The organism is Pseudomonas sp. MF6396 (genome assembly GCF_002018915.1).
GTDB classification, from domain to species: Bacteria; Pseudomonadota; Gammaproteobacteria; order Pseudomonadales; family Pseudomonadaceae; genus Aquipseudomonas; species Aquipseudomonas palmensis.
Genome location: NZ_MVOK01000024.1, coordinates 1 through 18,233 on the forward strand (window position 1 = coordinate 1; position 18,233 = coordinate 18,233).

Below are 18,233 nucleotides of genomic sequence, written 5' to 3' on the forward strand. Positions count from 1 at the left end.
GGCAGATGCTGGTGGAGTCAGGCGTCGATGCCGTGTGGTTCGTCGGCAGCGAACAAGCCGGGCAGGACATTTACTGTCGGGCGGCCAAGACCATGAAGAAGTGCCTCTTGGAGTTGGGCGGAAGCAGTCCGACCCTGCTGTTTGCTGATTTCGAGGTCAGTGACGAGTTGATTGACCTGCTGCTGGCTTCGCGTTTCACCAATGCCGGGCAGGTTTGTTCGGCCATGAAACGGTTGTACATCGAGCAGCCGATATTTGATGCGGTTGTTCGGCGTCTGAGTCAGCGACTGCAGAAAATTCGCGTGGCCGAGCCCTTTGCGATTGATTGTGGAATGGGGCCGTTGGCGTCAAGCAGTGCTTTTGACAGGCTGCAAGAACAAGTGACTCAGGCGCTGGCTTCAGGGGCCACAAGCCCACAGATCGAGGCCTGGCGCAGTACCGTCTCGCCTTTTTTTCCACCCATGCTGTTGCTCGACGTCACTCCCACTATGTCGGTGGTGCATGAGGAAGTTTTCGGTCCTGTTTTACCCGTGATTCCGTTTTGCGGCGAAGAAGAGGCCATTCGGCTCGCCAATGCGAGTCGTTATGGCTTGTCCGCGTCGATCTTCTGTGCCGATGCCGCCAAGGCGGGTCGGGTCGCGGCACGGATTGACGCCGGCCGAGTGCTGGTCAATGCGCGAAAATCCGTCGGTATTGCTTACCCCGTCGAAGGGTTCAAATGCTCGGGGTTAGGCCGCCATCAGGGTGACTGGTTGCTGCTGGAAATGGCCCGCATGAAGTACATCAAGTTTGGACATGGCCCAGGCCCTGTAAATAATGACCGCTCTTAAAAGGCGAAGCAGATAAATGAACACTATCATGGCGACCTATTCGCCCTTGGATTTTGAACCCTCCAGCGGTATCGGTGCGCACCTGGTTGGGCGTGACGGGCATGCCTATCTTGATTTGATTTCCGGGGTTGGCGTGAACGGTTTGGGGCATGGCCATCCCAAGTTGGTGCCGGCATTGCAAGCGCAGGTGGCCAGGCTGATGCATTGTTCGAACTTGTATCGGATTGGCGAACAGCATGAGTTGGCTGCGCGATTGTCCGAACTGTCCGGCGCCTCGGGGGTATTCTTCTGCAATTCCGGTTGCGAAGCGAACGAGGCGGCGATCAAGCTTGCTCGTTTGCATGGGCACAACCGAGGCATTGCCACCCCGAAAATCATCGTCATGGACGGTGCGTTTCACGGGCGCACCCTGGCGACCGTGGCGGCCACGGCCAGCCCCAAGGTTCGGGCAGGGTTTGCCCCATTGCCCGAAGGGTTTGTCCGCGTTCCCTACAACGACATTCCGGCCCTTGAGGCGTTGGACGATACCGAGTGTGTGGCGGTGTTGGTCGAACCTGTGCAGGGCGAAGGTGGCGTCAACCTGCCCGATACCGGATACCTGACGGCATTGCGTGAAGTCTGCAGCCGCAAGGGCTGGTTGCTGATGCTCGACGAGGTCCAGACCGGAATCGGTCGAACCGGACGATGGTTCGCCCACCAGCATTCGCCTATTCGGCCCGACGTCATGACCATCGCCAAGGGGCTGGGCTCCGGCGTCCCCATCGGCGCGTGCCTCGCCTGGGGGGATGCGGCACATACATTCACCCCCGGTAGCCATGGCTCGACCTTCGGTGGCAATCCGCTGGCTTGCCGTGCCGGGCTGGAAACCCTGGCCATTATCGACGCTGACGGCCTCTTGGAGCATGCACTGGAGCTGGGCGCATTTATCGTGCAGCAACTGCGCGACAAACTGGCAGACCTGCCCCAGGTCGTTCAAATACGAGGCTTGGGGCTGATGATCGGGATCACGCTCGATCGCCCCTGCCAGCCTCTGGTGGCTGAGGCGCTGCGCGAAGGCCTGTTGATAAATGTCACGGCCGAGCGCGTGGTGCGATTGCTGCCGCCGTTGGTGCTGAGTCGCGAAGAGGCCAGTGCGGGGATTGCAACGTTGACGCACTTGATCCGTAATCGGATACAGGACAGTGGGGGCGATTCTCGTGCTGCTGCTAGTATAGGAATGCCTGCAAATGACGGCCGGTAGTCACTGGTTTACGATGTCGAATCCATCTCCAAGTTTTTTAGTCTTGTCATCTAAGGAATGATCTTGAACGAGCTAGAACTGTTCATCCCCGGCCCCACCTGGATAAGGCCCGAGATTCGCAAAGCCGGGAGTTACCCGGAGTTTGGTCATCGCGACACACAAGCAGTCGAGATTATCTCGAATATCCTGGATAACCTCAGGATCATCGCAGAGTTACCTGAGGGCTATCAGGCGGCACTGGTCAATGGCAGTGGCAGCAATGCCATGGAATGTGCCGTGCGTTCGCTGATCGCCGAGACGGATCGGGTGTTGTGCGTGTGTGTCGGCGCATTTGGCGAGCTTTTCCACACGCTTGCCACGGGCTTCAATGAACAGGTCGAGCGCCTGGATTTCGAGCCGGGTGCGGGTATCGACCTGCAAGTCCTTGAGCGTACCTTGGCCAAGGGCAATTTCGATGTGGTGACATTGACCCACAACGAAAGCTCAACCGGGGTTGCGACCAATATTGTTCGTGCCTGTGAGCTGATTAACGGGCAAGGGGGGCTGGCGATTGTTGACGGCGTGAGTATTTTTGCCGGTGCGCCCTCCGGGATCGCACAGGCACTTCCAGCTGCGTACGTCACGGCTACGCAAAAATGCCTGGCACTGCCTCCCGGCTTCGGGATTGTGTTCGTCAATGAGGCTGCCCTGGCCAAGGCTCACACTATAAAGAACAGGGTGTATACCCTGGATCTTTTGCGACATGTTGATATGGCGCGTCAAGGGCAGACCTTGACCACGCCCAACTGCACGCTGCTCAACCAGATGCACGTTCAACTTGACTACATCGTCCATCAAGAAGGGGTGCAGGCACGCTTTGCGCGGCATCGCCAACAGCGTGATCATGTACGGGGCTGGGTGCAGGCGCGACCTGAGCGTTTTAGGTTGTTCGCGGCACAAGCCGATGCGTCGCCATCGCTGACCTCGCTGTATGTCGATTCGCACGTCGACCTGTCACGCACCAAATCGCGGATGCGTGAAGCCGGTTATTTGATTGATACCGGCTACAGCAAGCTAAACAAGCGCCTGATGGCTGAAAGTGGACAGGTCATGATGCGGATTCCCCATATGGGGGATATCAGCCACTTGATGCTGGAGCGCTTTCTCGAGGTTCTAGATGAAATTACCGGCGAGTTTTCTCGCTAGACCGTCAGCTCGGCGGCGGGTAGTGCGTTTTGCTGTTTAGACGCCGCTTGCGCATAGTCCGTCATGCCGATGGGGGTTGCCTGAAGCCTAGCGGGCGCGATGTTGCTAGGGCTGTCCGGTTTCGAGGTCAACATATTCGCGCTGCCGAATAATGCCTGGCAAGTCTTCTCGTCCAGATGAATAGTCAGGGCGATGGCTTGCTCGACACCTATACGCAATGCGGGCCCGAAGGGAACCATCGAGATGCCGGTTTTTCTCATCATCCGTTCCACGCCCACCGTGGTGACTGTGAGCAGTCGCTGGGCATCACGGCGTAAAGCAAACCTGACTACTTCCCTGATTGCCTGCAACGTGATCTGCGAGAAGGTCGAATTGCCAGGATGTTGAGCGCGAACGACAAACCGGCTGAGTTCAAGGGTGCGGCTGTCCTGGGGCGCCGGCGCGCCATGCAGTAGGTCAGGAAATGTGTCTTTGAGCATGTAAGGACCGACAGTCTCCAGGATCCGCCAACAACCAATGACCTCACCCGCCGAGGGGGTGCTGATCAGCAGGTAATACGGATTTAGATCGTCGAACGCGTCCACTTCCCAACGATCCGAAACCACGACGTCCCACTGCTTCTTATCTTTGAATATTTGCGCCCTTAATTGGTGCATGCCGTTGAGAAGTGCGGCGCTTAGATGTTCGCGTCGAACAATGTCGATAACCATTTGATCATTCCATGATTGGTGGGTAATTATCCATTGGACCCCGATGCTGTACCACTATCAGTTCTAATAGCCAGTTCGCGAATAGATGAAAATATTGACGCCATTAATTTATCGAAGGCGCGGTATTGGCGCAAATACTTGTCTATACCGCAAATCGATTTTTATCGAGTTTATAGTGAGCAAGTGTCAAATTTTAAATAGAATCATTATTATTTAAGCTACTCAGGCCTTTTCTATATTGGACTTGTGGCGGTTGGCGCGATCTATTAGCATTATTTTTGAATGTCGGGAGTGTTATGGAATAGGGAGGTTCGAGTGTTTAAATTAGGCGATACGTGGGAGTTGAGTAGTGATGACGGTGTTGATAGTTGGTTTGCCAAACTTCAAAAGATAACCTCGGATCGTGGTTTTGACAAAGTTCTTTTCGGACTTGCACAACGCAATCATCAAGACCCTGGCGCGGTATTGATAGTTGATAATTATCCCGTCCAATGGCGCGCTGACTATGACTCGGCCAAGTACACTACGATTGATCCAGTGGTGGCCCACAGTGCGCAACATTGTACGCCATTGGTCTGGGCCGACAGTATGTATAAGAATTCGGTACAACAGGCCTTCAGAGAAGAAGCGTATTCATATGGGATTATCCATGGTGTGTCAATCCCCATGCACGGACCGCGTGGAGAGTTTGGTGTTTTCAGTCTCAGCCTGGATGCTGAAACGCCGGCAAGTGCGCGTTCCCATATTGCCCAGGAAATGTCTAATCTGGTTTTTATAAAAGATATCGTACTGCAAAGCGCGACCACCTTTGCCTTCGACTCAGCAACCCCTAACATACCGAGTTTGACCTCGCAGGAAAAAGATATTTTGCGGTGGTGTTACAACGGGAAAACCAGTTGGGAGATATCTATAATATTTGGCTGTTCAGAAGCCAATATTAATTTCCATATTGGTAAAATAACCCGGAAGTTAGGCGTCAGTTCGCGCCGGGCGGCCGTTTTATTGGCTATCAACGCCGGGCTAATACTTTCCTAGCTGCAGGAAACCCCTAGCCAAAAGTCTTTTTCAGCGTTTGGTTATCCGTGTATAGCGATCAAGGCTTTACCCGCCGCGCATCCGGGCTGTTTACGCGAGGTGTTTGGCCTGGTCCTGGGTCATGCCCAGGTAGGTGTACAGCGCATGGAAGTTTTCAGTGACATCGCCGCCGAAGTACACCGGGTCATCCGAGTTCATCGTCACCTTCAGGCCACGCTCGAGCATGTCGAGGATGTTGTGCTGGGCCATGTCGTCGAACACACAGCGTTTGGTGTTGAACAGTGGGCATACGGTGAGCGGGATCTGCTCGTCGATGATGCGCAGCATCAGGCGCTCGTCTTCGATGGCCCGCACACCGTGTCGATACCTATTTTCAGGAGGTCGAGCGCTGACCGGATGTACTCGAGCGGGCCTTCTTCGTCGGCGTGGGCTACGGTGAGGAAGCCTTCGTCATGGGCACAATCGAATACGCGCTGGAACTTGCGTGGCGGGTGACCCATTTCCGAACTGTCCAGGCTCAAGGCCACAAACGCATCGCGGAACGGCAGCGCCTGGTCGAGGGTTTTCTCGGCTTCGCTCTAATAATGCAGGAAGCTGCAGCAGGCGCTGATCATGCGGGGTGGGGCAGTGACTTCCCAATCAACCCGCTTTGAAGTTGACGTTTGAGATTTTGCTTTTCCCGCCAATCCTTCGACCCAGCGATCTTTGATCGCGCCGGTCGGAGGGTTCACTCGTTTTTTTCGAAGCCACTTTGTTCCCTAATCTCATTTTGACTTTCAATTAGCGGCACGCCCTCGTTTACCGATCAGAAATTACTTTTCGAGTGCCTCTCCAGTGTAAGAACGGATCTTGTCGTGGTCATGGCTAGAGAAGTGGTGACACCTGCGACACCGGCGACAACCCTCGTTCTGTATGGCTTTGAGCGTGGCGACAAAAGTGGCGACAGTCGCCACTTTTTGCACGCTTTGGCCGTGATGCTTGACCACCTATTCGAGTGGGTATAACAATTGGCGCACGGACCGCTGTCGTTGACAGCACCTGCCCAGGTAGCCAGAACCTTCAAGGCTATACCATTTACGTGGTGGTTCTCCCGAAGTGCGATTAGCGTCCGGCGGCTCGCACGGTCACTCCCCAAGAGTGATGGATGCCTACTCTTCTAATCTGTCCGCTGCGGCAGACGATGGACCTCCCTCGCTGCGCTGCAGCAACCTCACCTTTCGGCACACTTCGTTGTGCCAGACTGCGCCCGCCTCTTTCTCCTGGAAAGAGACGGGCGCTCGTACCGCTGCTGCAAGCCACGCCGTACAAGGCATTGCCGCAACTCTCCTCGTGACAATCGGACTGACAAATCCGATCTGTCGCCATCCGCAACGACACAGGCACCGGTGCCGCAGCCTATGGAAAGGCTGCACCTGACTGACAGTCAGGCATGCCCCGGGTGTCGATGTTGTTGCCTTCTCTCACCCAGGATCTCTAGCTGCCGAACTCGTCAGTCGGCACAGCCTCCACCCGCCCGCATCTTCGGATGCGTTTAAGGAGGCCAGATTCATGGGTTCATGCCCTTGCTCTCGGTCGTAATGAGCCGTTCGTTCCGCGTCAGTGAACACCTCACAGGCCGCAGGGGCCTTGATCCCTGATAACACTCAACAGCCGTGGCGGGACTACGTGAGGACAACCAGCAATGACGAGGAGAGGGCCCATGCAGCAGTTAGATCCGAAGCTTGATCTACCACAACCACCTCGACCGCTGATTGAGTCGAATCCCGTGGCCCAGCCTTATCCGGTGCAGGCACTGGGTGGGATTCTTGGGCCCGCGGTCGAACGCATGGCTGAGGTCATCGGGGTGCCCCAGGCATTGGCGGCACAATCGGTGCTGGCTGCTTCGGCGCTGGCCACTCAGGGTCATGCGGGCTTACAGCTCGATGGGAGAAATTATCCGCTTCGCTGTACCTGATCACCGTGGCCGCGTCCGGCGATCGCAAAACGGCGGCAGATCGATTTGCATTGCTGCCCGCACGGCAATGGGAGCGTGAGCAGTGGCAGCGCTATCGCGAACAACTCGCCCGGTACCGTGTCGCGCAGCGACAGGCGCAGCGTATCAACCCTGGCGATCCCAACCCCACAAACGGCGTACCGCTTGAAGCGGAGCCTTCTGCACCTAGGCTGATCACCACGGATCCGACTATCGAGGCCCTGATCAAGGGACTCTGCCATGACTTGCCGAGCATGGGCCTGTTCTGTGACGAGGGGGGACAATTCCTCGGTAGCAGCACCATGAGTCGGGATAACCGTTTGAAAGCGGTTACGACCTTGTCGTCACTCTGGGACGGCAGTCCGATAGATCGCGCGCGGTCCATGTTGGGTGAAAGCTTGCGAGCTTATGATCGACGCTTAAGCCTGCACCTGATGCTGCAACCGTATCTAGCCATGCAGTTACTCAGTGACCCGTTGCTGCAGGGGCAAGGCATTCTCGGTCGCTGCCTCATGACCTGGCCCACCAGCCTGGCCGGACAACGCAGTTACCAGGCTGTCGACTTGTCCAAAGACCCCGCCCTAAAGCGTTATCACCACCGTCTTTCGGCCCTGTTTCATCAGCCTTGGTCGCTTTCCGCTGACGGTGCCTTGCGGCTGTCACCGCTGAGCCTCAGTCCATTGGCTCGTCGTCGCTGGATTGATCTGCATGATGCCATCGAGGCCCAGTTGGGTGAGTTTGGCGAGTTGACAAGCGTACGGCCTAGCGGATCGAAGGCCGCCGACAACCTGCTGCGCGTCGCCGGCAATCTGGCAGTAGTGGAGGAGAGCAGCGTCGTGGAGGTCGATTATATCCAACGGGCCTCGGCCTTAGTCGGCTACTACCTCACCGAGATCCAGCGCCTGACCGAACAGGAACCGGTGTGCCGGGTAAAAGAGGAGGCAGACCGGCTGCTGCGCTGGCTGCAGGTCAAAGATTGGAAGCGCTTTAGTATTCGAGACCTGAACCGCAACGGCCCCCGCTTTGCCCGTAAAAGCAGTCGCCATGCCACCAAACTGTTAGTCGAGTTGCTTGATCATCAGTGGCTGATCACTGACGGCCACACCTTCGAGGTGCGCCATGTTTAATCTTGATGAAGCACTGCGCAACCACTTAGCCCAACGTCACAATGAGCCGAAAGTGCGGTTTGTCGCCGCGAGTGTCGCCACTTTGTCGCCACGCTCAAAACCAAGTAGGACAAGGGTTGTCGCCGCTGTCGCCGATGTCGCCACCGATCGTAGAACTATCACCTCGACGACAGCCATTATCCAGTGGTTAGAAAAGGAGGGGGCGCATCTCTACGCCGTCGACAACACGCTGTGTTTTCGCCCTACTGATTGGGCCCAGTTCACCATCGTAGGCGCACACTGGCGAGCCCTTCTACATGAGCTCGCTGCAGTCGATCAGGAACAGAAAAATGGCTCGCGTCGGTAAGCGAGCGGGGCGCAATTTTGGCTTCGGTCGCCAGCTCAGCTATGCGGGACCGCAAGCACTAAAAGATCTGTTTGGCGACGGCCATTTTGCTACCGTCAAAGCCCATAGCGGTCGGTGGCAGGCCTTCGTGAATTGGTGTCGATCCGAGGAAGGGCCGAGGCTGAATGACGCACGACAGATCGACCGTGACATCCTCAGGCGGTACGCCACTTATGTGCGTGAGCAGGTTGATCAGGGCAACGTCGGCATTGCCACCGCGCAGAACCGCCTGTCCAGTGTGAACCGAACGATCGCCGCGCTGCGCGGTGATCAGTACGTCAAAATCCCCAGTCCGAGTAAGGCACTAGGCCGGCAGCGCTCAAGCGTTCGTATTGAGGCACCGCAAGGCCAAGACCGGGTGCAGGTCGAGCAGATCGCACAGACGTTGTCAGAGCGAGGCCAGAAAAGAGTAAGAGCAATCGTGCATCTGGCCCGGGAGACCGGCATGCGCTTGCGTGAGGCGATCCTGGCGGACCTGCCCCGGCTGCAACGTGAGGCTCGGCAACTGGGCAAGATCAATATCCAGGACGGCACCAAAGGCGGCCGATCAGGGGCATCGGCGCCGCGTTGGATTACGGTCACGGATCAAGTCCGCGGCGCCCTTGATGGAGCTTGCGAGGCGTCACCCAGTGGCAGTCGGAATCTGTTAGCCCCCGACGAAAGCTATAAAGATTTTATCCAAACAGTTGTGCGACCTGCGCGGGACCTTCTGCATGAGAAGGGATTGAAAGGCTTTCATGAGCTGCGAGCGGCTTACGCCTTTGAGCGTTACGAACAGCTGACTGGCTTTCCTGCGCCCGTTAATGGCGGTCGTGGCCATCGAGAGAATCGAGAGCTCGATCAGCGTGCGCGACAGCAAATCAGCCACGAGTTGGGACATAACCGCATCGATGTGGTGAGTGCCTATATCGGAGGTCGGCGATGACGTCCGATTTCGATATGGCCTTGTTTCTGAGGCCCGTGCTCAAAGGTGCGCATGCCACGCGGCAGCGGCACATCAGACAGGCAGGAAGGATGCACGAGGCGATTCGTGAGCGCTGGGGATGCGCGACGCCCTGGTCCTGGAAGAAAAAGCACACCAGATGGTTTTTTGAGCACTATCTGCGTTATTCAGCACCAGCGACCGTTTACTACTATGAATTAACAGCAGGGCTAATTCGTAGGCGGCGTGAAAGTATTAAGCTGACAGTCAGCTCAATTTGGATAAGTGCTCACCAAGCTGTGGTATCACGCAACTAAAATGGTCGACTTCAAGCTAAGCCTATCAGGACGTTCTGCGGACGTTCTTCGCTGGGCAAGAAGCTAAGAGGCCATAGTTTTATACGGCTTTGATAGTTCCTGTTTCCAGCCCGTCAAGATGATCGGCGTACCACTGCATCATTGTCGTACGTTGCTCCAGATACTGAGCCTTGTTATAGATTCCTCGGACACCTGGCGGCTTGTGACTGAGCTGGGCTTCAATGTGGTCCGCTGGAAAACCGTGCTCGTTGAGTACGGTGCTTGCAATATGACGGAAGCCATGTCCAGTCTGTCGTCCTTCGTAACCAAGGCGCCTTAGCGCCATCAGAAAAACGGTATCGCTGCGAGGCTTGGTTCGATCGCTTCGACCAGGGAACAGCAATGGGTACGCTCCCGTGATTTTTCGTAGCTCATTAAGAGCGCTTAGTGCCTGCTTGCAGAGTGGTACAAGGTGTTCACGCCCTTTTTTACGGCCTTTGCGTTCAACGGGGACGGTCCAAAGCCGTTTGTCGAAGTCGAACTCAGCCCAGTATGCCTCTCGAAGCTCGCTGGGGCGGACAGCCATGAGAGTAAGCAGCTGGAGGCCAAGCTGAACATCTTTGGCGTGAGGGTATGATCGTATTGCTCTGAGCAGTGCGGGAAGTTCTTCCAGAGAGACATGCGCGTAGTTCTCTGCCTTTCCCGATGAAAGAAACTTATGAACCCCCTCTAAGGGGTTGCTCATCGCCCTGCCGGTTACGCGAGCCAAGTCATAGATGTCTTTGCAGTAAGCCCTCACACGACTCATCTGCTCCAGAATTCCCTGACGTTCGAGCCCTCTCAAAAGCTCCATCCATTCCATCGACATGATGGAGACATACGGACGTTTTCCGACAAGGGGGAACACGTGGCGTTCCAAGGCTCCAAGTACTCTCTTCGCGGTGCCGACATCCCAACCTTCCAAGCGAGACGTATGCCATTCACGAGCCAAGGCTTCAAAGGTTTCGTTTGTTGCTGCTACCTCCGCAGCTTTTCTTGCTTTCTTGGCGGCTATCGGATTTTTGCCTTCTGCTGCATCCGATCTCAATTCGGCAGCTTTTTGCCGAGCAAGGGCGCCGCTGACTTCTGGGTAACCGCCAAGCCCGAGCCACGACCATTTGCCGTCGGGCTTCTTATAGCGCAACTCCCACGATTTCTGCCCGTTAGGCTTTACTCTGAAATACAGCCCCGAGCTGTCTAGCTCACGGTAGGCCCCCGCTTCGGGAGCGAGATTGACTAGTGCGGTATCGGAGAGAGGACGGCGTTTAATATCGCTGCGTTTCATCCGTGTATGCCTCCAGTTCAATTTTTATTGAAGCATACATGCGGGCATACAGGATGTGAAGGATGTAGGTGGATCAGCTTGGACGTCCAGACACAAGAAAGCCCGCACTAGGCGGGCTTCTTGAGGTGATTCATAGACTGCTGTAGACATCTATGGATCGGTACTTGGTGGCTACACAGGGACTTGAACCCCGGACCCCAGCATTATGAATGCTATGCTCTAACCAACTGAGCTATGTAGCCAAGTGGCGCGCATTATTCGCTCGAAACGATGTTGTGTCAACACCCAATTTCAAAAAATTTAACGCCCGATCAACCGCTTAGCCAAAAACCCCTCAGAACCTGTAGGTGAAGTTGGTCATCACGTTGCGTGGTGCGCCGTAGGTGCCGTACAGGCCGGCCATGCTGTAGTACTCGCGGTCGAACAGGTTGTTCAGGTTCACCGAGGCTTCCAGGTGCTCGTTGATGTCGTAGCGCGCCATCAGGTTGGCGATGGCATAGCTGCCCTGGGTGAAGGTGTGCAGGTCGTTGCCCACCTTGCTCTGCCAGTTCACGCCACCGCCCACGGTCACCTTGTCCAGCACCCCCGGCAGGCGATAGCTGGTGAAGGTCTTGAGGCTGTGACGCGGCAGCACGGTGTTGATGCGCTCGTCCTGGTTGTCGGTGGTCAGGGTATAGGCATACCCCGCCGACGCCTGCCAACCCTCGGCCAGTTCGCCGTTGATCTCCATCTCGATGCCTTTGGAGGTGGTGTCCTGCTTGGCCTCGTACACGTTGTCGTGCTGCCAGATCGCCAGGTTGTCCTGTTCGAGCTTGAACACCGCCACGCTGGAGTTCAGCTTGCCGTCGAAGTGGCTGCCCTTGATGCCCATCTCGTAGCCGATGCCCTGCATCGGGTCGATGGGCTTGAATTGCGCGTCCTGCACCCACGACCCCTGCGGGTTGAAGATCTTGGTGTAGCTGGCATACAGCGACCAGGTGTCGTTCAGGTCGTACACCACCCCGGCATAGGGGATGAACACGCCGGTTTCCTTGCGGTCGGTGTTGCTGCTGGCCGCGCCATAGGGGCGGTCCTCGGTCTTGCGCTCCCAGTCGATCAGGCGGCTGCCCAGGATCAGGTTCAGGTCGTCGCTCAGGTGCAGGCGGGTGGTGAGGTAGGCGGCGTACTGGTTTTCTTCCTGTGACGACTTGCCGCTTTCGGTAAACGGCGGCTTGGGCTGCTTGCCGTCCCAGTCGAAGATGTTGTCGATCGACGCACCCGGGGTGGCGTTGTAGTCGTAGCGCCAGCCGCCCCACTCGGGCACGCTCTGGCTGAACTGCGACAGGGTCACGCCGCCAATCAGTTCGTGCTCGCGCTCGAACAGGCTGAACGGGCCGGTCACGTACAGGTCCAGGTTGTCCTGGCGCGGGGTGCCCGAGAAGCGTACCGGCAGCTGGCTCATGCCGCTGCCGTCCGGGTTCAGATCGCCCATGACGAAGCCGAACAGCTCATCGAACTTGTTTTCCGAGTGGCTGTACTCGAGCTTGCCGCTCCAGCCGTTGCCCAGTTGCTGCTCCACCGAGGCGAAGTAGCTGGTCTGTTCGTGGTCGTTGTACGACCAGGTGGGTGCGCTGTTGATCGAGCGGCTGAGGTTGCTGCGCTCACCGTTGCTGAACCGGGTGGGCAGGCCGCTGCGCAGCGGGGAGTCGACGTCGGTGCGCAGGTAGCTCAAGCCCAGGGTCAGCAGGGTGTCTTCGCTCAGGTCGAATTCGGTGATGCCGTACAGCAGCTGGGTGTCCTGCTTGTAGCGGTCGACCCAGGCCTTTTCGGTCTTGTAGTCGGCCACCAGGCGGCCGCGCACGTTGCCGCTTTCGGTCAGCGGGCCGGACACGTCGAAGCCGCTGCCGTAGCGGTCCCAGGTGCCGGCCGAGCCGGTGATGCTGGCCTGGCCCTCGTAGGTGGGGCGCTTGCGGATCAGGTTGATGGTCGCCGACGGGCTGCCCATGCCGCTGATCAGGCCGCTGGCGCCGCGCACGATCTCCACCCGGTCGTACATCGCCATGCTTTGGGTGTAGTTGTCCATGCGCGTGGTGGTAGGCACGCCGTCCACTTCGTAGTTCTGGATCACGAAGCCGCGCGAATAGTAGCTGTCGCTCTCGGCGCCCAGGCCGTCACGGGTGGCGATGATGCCCGGGGTGGCTTCCAGGGTGTCGGTCAGGGTGCTCAGGCGCTGGTCGTCCAGGCGCTGGCGGGTCATCACGGTCAGCGCCTGCGGGGTTTCCCTGGGCGTGAGGTTCAGGCGCGTCGAACTGCTGGAGGAGTAGGTGGTGTACAGCCCGGTGCCTTCGGTGGTCGAGCCTGGCGCCTTGCCCGAAATGCTCACGGCATCCAGTTGCAGGCCGCTGCCCAGATCCACCGGCAGCTCGATCAGGAAGCTGTTGGGGTTGGGCTGGCTCAGCCGTGCGCTGCTGCCGGTGAGGGTGCGCAGCGCCTGTTCGGCGGTGTACTGGCCCTGCACCTCGGGGGACACGATGCCCGCTACCTGGTTGGCGTCATAGATCACCTGGTAGCCGCTTTGCGCGCTGAACAGCTCGATGGCATCGACCAGCGACTGCGTCGAGATATGGAAATCGATGCGTTGCGTCTGGGCCTGAGTGGCCTCGGCGGCCTGCACGGCGGCGCCTGGCAGCAACGCCAGCAGGCTGGCGGCCAGGATCGCGCTGGCCAAGGGTCGACGGGTGAAAGCGACGTCACGTGGGTACTGCATGGTTCCTCCCCCAAGAAGGTGCAAATGGTAATGCTTCTTATGTTGGGGGTGTGACGCAGCAGAAACGGGAATTACCGCGCCGTCGGCAAAATATTTTCAGCGCACGATCAGCCAGTGCCCCAACACGGCATCGGCACGCAGTTTCTGGCTGCTGAGCAGGGCATCGAGGGCGCTGTCGGCCTGGTCCAGGTTGAAGCTGCCGCTGACCCGTCGCTGGCCGGCGGCCTCGTTGAGCAGCACCAGGCGGGTGCCCTTGTAGGTGGCCAGCTGTTCGAGCACCTGCTGCAACGGCACATCGCGCACCCGCAGCTGACCGTCGCGCCAGGCCAGCAGGCGTTCGGCATCCACCGTCTGCGGCGCATCGAGCCGTTCGCCGTGCAGGGTCAGGCGCTGGCCGGGGCTCAGGCGCTGGCGCTGGCTGGCGGTGCTGACCTCGACGCTGCCGCTGAGCAGCACCACGTCATCGTGCTCGCCACGGCTGACCGAAAAGCGCGTGCCCAGCACCTGCACCCGGGCCTGGTCGACCTCCACCACGAAGGGCCTGCCGTCGTGCACCACGTCGGCGAACAACCGGCCCTGGCGCAGGCGCACGGTGCGGGTGTCGCCGTCGAGGTCGATGTCCACCGCGCTGGCGCTGTCCAGGCGCAGGCGCGAACCGTCGGCCAGTTGCACCTCGCGGCGCTCGCCGGCGGCGGTGGCGTAGTCGCTGCCCAGGGTGTGCAGCGAGGGCACCAGCAACCAGCTCAGGCCGGCGCCCAGCAGCAGGCTGGCGGCGGCCGCATACAGCGGCCAACGGCTTTTCTTGGCGCGGTGCCGGTCGGCCTTGCGCACCCGGTGGGCGGGCAGCTCCAGGGTCTGCCAGAGCTGTTCGACGGCGGCCAGCGCGGCGGCGTTCTGTGCGTCGTGCACCCAGGCGTCGAAGGCGTCGCGTTCGGTGGGCGTGAGGTCATCGGCACGGCGCCGGGTAAACCAGTGCAAGGCCTGCTGTTCGCGTTCAGCGCTGGGGGAGTGATCGGGCGTCATTCGGCTTCGTTCGGCTGGCGCGCGTGCAGGGCGGCGGCCGCGCAGTGGCTCAGGGCTTTGTTCAGGTGGCGCTCCACGGCGCGGGGCTCCAGGCCCAGGCGTGCGGCGATGTCCTTGTAGCTCATTTGCTCGACCCGGGCCAGCAGAAACACCTCGCGGGTGGGCGAGGGCACGCCGTCGATCAGGCGCTCCAGATGGTCGAGGGTATTGCCGGCCACGGCGCTGCGCTCGGGGCTGGTGTCGGTGAGCAACTGGTCGAGGGCCTGCTCGTCGCTGACCCCGCGCACCTGGTTGCGGCGCGCGTGGTCGATGCTCAGGTTGCTGGCGATGCGGTAGAGGAAGGCGCGCAGGTTGCCGACCTCGCTGCGCTCGCTGTGCATAAGGCGCACGAAGGCGTCCTGCAAGAGGTCGCGCGCAGTCTCCCGGCAGCGCACCCGACGGGTGAGAAAGGCCAGCAGCTCGTTGCGGTGACGCTGGTAGAGCAGCGTCAGGCTTCGGTCTTCCTGATTGTCGGGCATGGAGTGGTCGGGGCTCGCTATGGGTGTGGGAGCGGGCTTGACCCGCGATGCAGTCACCGCGCATGTGCCTGGCTCCGCGGCGATGCAATCGCGGGTCAAGCCCGCTCCCACAAGTGCTCGCGATGCTAGCGTTACTGAGAATTATTAACAAGTAGCCCACTCACTGAAAAGAATAGTGCGCTTGCTAACGAATTCTGGATAATTGGATCCCGACCACCCGATGGACGTTTTCCCATGGCCTTGAGCACCGCCCCGTCAAGTACGCACGCCAGCAACGGCGCGCCCAGCCAGAGCAGCCCGCTGGTGATGCGAATCATCGCTGCCTGTGCGCTGGCGCACCTGATCAACGACCTCATCCAGGCGGTGCTGCCGTCGATCTACCCGCTGCTCAAGGCCAACTACGGGCTGAGCTTCACCCAGGTGGGGCTGATTACCCTGACCTTCCAGATCACCGCCTCGCTGCTGCAACCGGCCGTCGGTTTCTATACCGACCGCAAGCCGATGCCCAACCTGCTGCCCCTGGGCACCCTGTGCACCCTGGTGGGCATCGTGATGCTGGCGTATGTCGGCAGCTTCCCGATGATTCTGCTGGCTGCGGCACTGGTGGGCATCGGCTCCTCGACCTTCCACCCGGAAACCTCGCGCATCGCGCGCCTGGCCTCGGGCGGGCGCTTCGGCCTGGCGCAGTCGACCTTCCAGGTCGGCGGCAATGCCGGCTCGGCGTTCGGGCCGCTGCTGGCTGCCGCGATCATCATCCCGTTCGGCCAGGGCAACGTGGTGTGGTTCGGCCTGTTCGCGCTGTTTGCAGTGATCGTCACCTACGGCCTGAGCCGCTGGTACCGCGGCCACCTGGCGCTGTTCAAGGCCAAGGCCGGCCAGGCCGCCACCCACGGCCTGAGCCGCAACCGGGTGATCGGCGCGCTGGTGGTGCTGGGCCTGCTGGTGTTCTCCAAGTACTTCTACATGGCCAGCCTGACCAGCTACTTCACCTTCTACCTGATCGAGAAGTTCGACCTGTCGGTGGCCAGTTCGCAGCTGTACCTGTTCCTGTTCCTGGGGGCGGTGGCTGCCGGGACCTTCTTCGGCGGGCCGATCGGCGATCGCATCGGGCGCAAGGCGGTGATCTGGTTCTCGATTCTGGGCGTGGCGCCGTTCACCCTGGCGCTGCCGTATGCCGACCTGTTCTGGACCAGCGTGCTCAGCGTGATCATCGGCTTCATCCTGGCTTCGGCGTTCTCGGCCATCGTGGTGTACGCGCAGGAGCTGGTGCCGGGCAACGTGGGCATGATCGCGGGGATCTTCTTCGGCCTGATGTTCGGCTTTGGCGGTATCGGCGCGGCGCTGCTGGGCTACCTGGCAGACATTCACGGCATCGAGTACGTGTACACGTTGTGTTCGTACCTGCCGCTGTTCGGGCTGCTGGCGATTCTGCTGCCGTCCACGCGCAAGCGCTGACAGCGCGCCGGCCAGGCGTCGATGCGATTGACGCCTGGCCGGGGTTTCACCTAGAGTGCCGGCCTTCCTTTTCCTGTAGTCGACCCATGCAACGTTTCTCCCGTCCTTGCGCAGCAAAGCCGCCGGTAGTCCAGGCCCTGCTGTGCGACTGGCCGTGCGATACGGTGCTCAAGCGTCGGCGCAGCGTCCTGTTCGCCTTCACCTTTTCTCCTCCGCGCGCCTGAACTGACCGTCGCTTTCAGAACACAGTCATGTTGATGCCTGCGCGCATGTGCGCGTCGGCGGGTTTCGGAGTTGTAGATGAACACGCGTTTGCTGGCGGGCCTTCTGTTCGCCGTTTCGATCGTAGGGTTGAGCCTGGGCGCCACCCTGCCACTGGTTTCCCTGCGCCTGCTCGATGCCGGGGCCAGCACCCTGCACATCGGCATCCTGTCGGCCGCGCCCGCTGCCGGCATGATGCTCTCGGCGTTCCTGGTGGACGCCTGCTGCCGCCACCTCACCCGGCGCACCATCTACCTGCTCAGCTTCGGCCTGTGCGCCCTGAGCGTGGGGCTGATCGAGTGGGCGTTCGACTCCACCTGGCTGCTCGGCCTGCTGCGCCTGGGCATGGGCGTGGGCATGGGGATCGCGATCATCCTGGGCGAATCCTGGGTCAACGAACTGAGCGAAGAGCACAACCGCGGCAAGGTCATGGCGCTGTACGCCACCGCCTTCACCGGTTGCCAGATGCTCGGCCCGACCATGCTTGCGCTGTTCGGCACCCATAGCCCCTGGGTGATCATCGTGGTCAGCGGCTGCTATGCCCTGGCCCTGGCGAGCATCGTGTGGACAGTGCCCAACGACTATGTGGAGCACGGTGACGACGGCGAGAAGAGCTTTACGCTGGGCGGCTTCTTTCGTGTGGCGCCGGCCCTGTGCATGGGCGTGCTGTTCTTCTCGTTCTTCGATGCGGTGATTCTCTCGCTGCTGCCGGTGTACGCCACCAACCACGCCTATGCGGTGGGCGTGGCAGCGCTGATGGTCACGGTGATCCTGACCGGCGACATGCTGTTCCAGTTGCCGCTGGGCTGGCTGGCCGACCGCTGCGAGCGCACCACGGTACACCTGGTGTGCGGCGTGGTGGCGATGCTGATCGGCCTGGCGCTGCCGTGGCTGATCCAGGTGCAGTGGCTGCTGTGGCCGGCGCTGGTGCTGCTGGGGGCGGTGGCGGGCGGGGTGTATACCCTGGCGCTGGTGCTGATCGGCCAGCAGTTCAAGGGCCAGGACCTGGTCACGGCCAATGCCAGCGTCGGCCTGTTGTGGGGTGTGGGCAGCCTGGTGGGGCGGCTGGTCAGTGGCGCGGCCATGGACGTCGCGCCCCATGGCCTGCCGATGGCACTGGCGGCAATGGCCGCGCTGTTCGTGTGCTTTGCCCGCAGCTCGCGGCGCAAGGCCTATGCGGCCCGCACCGCGCAGTAGCGGCCGG

At 59.8% G+C, this 18,233-nt stretch carries 14 protein-coding genes, 1 tRNA gene and 2 pseudogenes; 10 read left to right on the forward strand and 7 right to left on the reverse strand.

Annotated elements, in window-relative coordinates; genetic code table 11:
- From MF6396_RS21265 to MF6396_RS21275, 3 genes are all read left to right on the forward strand, one after another.
- Window positions 1-830, forward strand: an 830-nt coding sequence (locus MF6396_RS21265; RefSeq protein ID WP_153046106.1) for an aldehyde dehydrogenase family protein, incomplete at its 5' end; no start/stop codon positions are given.
- A gap of 16 nt (window positions 831-846) precedes the next feature.
- Window positions 847-2,070 (forward strand): aspartate aminotransferase family protein, encoded by a 1,224-nt coding sequence (locus MF6396_RS21270; RefSeq protein WP_078481492.1) that lies wholly within the window; start codon window positions 847-849, stop codon window positions 2,068-2,070.
- A 63-nt stretch (window positions 2,071-2,133) separates the two neighbouring features.
- Window positions 2,134-3,255, forward strand: a complete 1,122-nt coding sequence (locus MF6396_RS21275; protein WP_196492180.1) for a pyridoxal-phosphate-dependent aminotransferase family protein — start codon at window positions 2,134-2,136, stop codon at window positions 3,253-3,255.
- Here MF6396_RS21275 and MF6396_RS21280 read toward each other — a convergent pair.
- Complete coding sequence (locus MF6396_RS21280) at window positions 3,252-3,965, reverse strand: acyl-homoserine-lactone synthase (RefSeq protein ID WP_078481494.1); 714 nt, start codon at window positions 3,963-3,965, stop codon at window positions 3,252-3,254. The genes MF6396_RS21275 and MF6396_RS21280 overlap by 4 nt on opposite strands.
- 315 nt (window positions 3,966-4,280) lie before the next feature.
- Here MF6396_RS21280 and MF6396_RS21285 point away from each other — a divergent pair, with 315 nt between their 5' ends.
- Window positions 4,281-5,000, forward strand: coding sequence for a helix-turn-helix transcriptional regulator (locus tag MF6396_RS21285; protein WP_161493042.1), 720 nt, complete (start codon window positions 4,281-4,283; stop codon window positions 4,998-5,000).
- A gap of 58 nt (window positions 5,001-5,058) precedes the next feature.
- On the opposite strand, the pseudogene MF6396_RS21290 reads toward MF6396_RS21285, so the two are convergent.
- Window positions 5,059-5,575, reverse strand: a pseudogene (locus tag MF6396_RS21290) (adenosine deaminase family protein); the annotation flags it as partial.
- 1,124 nt (window positions 5,576-6,699) lie between these two features.
- On the opposite strand from MF6396_RS21290, the pseudogene MF6396_RS21300 reads away from it, so the two are divergent.
- From MF6396_RS21300 to MF6396_RS29080, 4 genes and pseudogenes are all read left to right on the forward strand, one after another.
- Window positions 6,700-8,099, forward strand: a pseudogene (locus tag MF6396_RS21300) (YfjI family protein).
- Complete coding sequence (locus MF6396_RS29310; protein WP_060764126.1) at window positions 8,092-8,445, forward strand: hypothetical protein; 354 nt, start codon at window positions 8,092-8,094, stop codon at window positions 8,443-8,445. The pseudogene MF6396_RS21300 and the gene MF6396_RS29310 overlap by 8 nt, the downstream one beginning before the upstream one ends.
- Entirely contained in the window at window positions 8,429-9,409 is a 981-nt protein-coding gene (locus tag MF6396_RS21310) for an integrase domain-containing protein (protein WP_078481497.1), read from the forward strand. The genes MF6396_RS29310 and MF6396_RS21310 overlap by 17 nt, the downstream gene beginning before the upstream one ends.
- On the forward strand, window positions 9,406-9,723 hold the full coding sequence (locus MF6396_RS29080) for a hypothetical protein (protein WP_078481498.1): 318 nt from the start codon (window positions 9,406-9,408) through the stop codon (window positions 9,721-9,723). Before MF6396_RS21310 ends, MF6396_RS29080 begins: the two co-directional genes overlap by 4 nt.
- A 79-nt stretch (window positions 9,724-9,802) precedes the next feature.
- Here the strand turns inward: MF6396_RS29080 and MF6396_RS21320 are convergent, their stop codons facing one another.
- From MF6396_RS21320 to MF6396_RS21340, 5 genes are all read right to left on the reverse strand, one after another.
- On the reverse strand, window positions 9,803-11,026 hold the full coding sequence (locus MF6396_RS21320) for a tyrosine-type recombinase/integrase (RefSeq protein ID WP_078481500.1): 1,224 nt from the start codon (window positions 11,024-11,026) through the stop codon (window positions 9,803-9,805).
- 165 nt (window positions 11,027-11,191) lie between these two features.
- Window positions 11,192-11,268: transfer RNA gene (locus MF6396_RS21325), tRNA-Met, on the reverse strand.
- 92 nt (window positions 11,269-11,360) lie between these two features.
- The gene (locus tag MF6396_RS21330; RefSeq protein ID WP_078481501.1) at window positions 11,361-13,772 is read right to left on the reverse strand and encodes a TonB-dependent siderophore receptor; all 2,412 of its coding nucleotides are present in this window, start codon (window positions 13,770-13,772) and stop codon (window positions 11,361-11,363) included.
- A 96-nt stretch (window positions 13,773-13,868) separates the two neighbouring features.
- The gene (locus MF6396_RS21335) at window positions 13,869-14,795 is read right to left on the reverse strand and encodes a FecR family protein (protein ID WP_078481503.1); all 927 of its coding nucleotides are present in this window, start codon (window positions 14,793-14,795) and stop codon (window positions 13,869-13,871) included.
- Complete coding sequence (locus tag MF6396_RS21340) at window positions 14,792-15,313, reverse strand: RNA polymerase sigma factor (protein ID WP_078481504.1); 522 nt, start codon at window positions 15,311-15,313, stop codon at window positions 14,792-14,794. The genes MF6396_RS21335 and MF6396_RS21340 overlap by 4 nt, the downstream gene beginning before the upstream one ends.
- A gap of 234 nt (window positions 15,314-15,547) precedes the next feature.
- Between MF6396_RS21340 and MF6396_RS21345 the strand changes: the two genes are divergently transcribed.
- The gene (locus MF6396_RS21345) at window positions 15,548-16,768 is read left to right on the forward strand and encodes an MFS transporter (RefSeq protein ID WP_078481506.1); all 1,221 of its coding nucleotides are present in this window, start codon (window positions 15,548-15,550) and stop codon (window positions 16,766-16,768) included.
- Between the two features lie 300 nt (window positions 16,769-17,068).
- Complete coding sequence (locus MF6396_RS21350) at window positions 17,069-18,226, forward strand: MFS transporter (RefSeq protein WP_078481507.1); 1,158 nt, start codon at window positions 17,069-17,071, stop codon at window positions 18,224-18,226.
- Window positions 18,227-18,233: the final 7 nt, after the last annotated feature.